We start from the raw sequence: 619 nt of genomic DNA, 5'->3' as shown, positions 1-619 counted from the left end.
CGATTACGGTTTTCTGCCGTCAGCGCGACCACACCGGAAAACTGTGGCCATTGCTTTGTTGCCCACTGTGCACTTTTAGCCAGCGTTTTTGTAGGCGCAATGCCCTCCCCCATGGTGAGTCCTGTCCAGCTCTTTACCTGTTCCCTGAGCTGATGACCAAAAAACTCCGGAGAGATGCAATGATTTATCCCCCGCAAATCAATGAACATTTCATCAATTGAGTAGGGCTCAACTGCGGGAGAAAGCGACTCCAGAACAGCCATAACCCGTTGGCTCATGCTGTGGTACAGCGCATAATTGCTGGAAAATACATGTATTTTCTTCTCCAGGCGCATTTGTCTCACCTGAAACCAGGGCTGCCCCATTCTGATACCAAGGGCTTTTGCCTCCGGGCTGCGCGCGATCACACAGCCATCGTTATTGCTGAGTACGATGACCGGTTCGTTGCGAAGGTTCGGGCGGAAAACTTTTTCACATGAGGCGTAGAAACTGTTGATATCAGCCAGTGCAAACATCAGCGTAACTCCCGCGTCCTGTGTATCACGTGAGTGACAACACCAAAAATACAGATGTTTTCCGGATACAGTGTGCGGAACTCCGGGCTGTCTGAAACCGGCTC

The 619-nt window shown here is 51.1% G+C and carries 1 protein-coding gene and 1 pseudogene; both read right to left on the bottom strand.

What is annotated here, in order from left to right; all coding sequences use genetic code 11:
- On the bottom strand, nucleotides 1-515 hold a 515-nt coding region (locus BEB54_RS28195; protein ID WP_105282348.1), incomplete at its 3' end, for a Y-family DNA polymerase.
- Nucleotides 515-619, bottom strand: a pseudogene (locus BEB54_RS29095) (peptidase); the annotation flags it as partial. The gene BEB54_RS28195 and the pseudogene BEB54_RS29095, both read right to left, overlap by 1 nt.

The organism is Escherichia sp. MOD1-EC6021 (genome assembly GCF_002965245.1).
GTDB classification, from domain to species: Bacteria; Pseudomonadota; Gammaproteobacteria; order Enterobacterales; family Enterobacteriaceae; genus Escherichia; species Escherichia coli_F.
The sequence above is the reverse complement of the archived record's forward strand: the minus strand, read 5'-3'. Positions and strand labels throughout refer to the sequence as shown.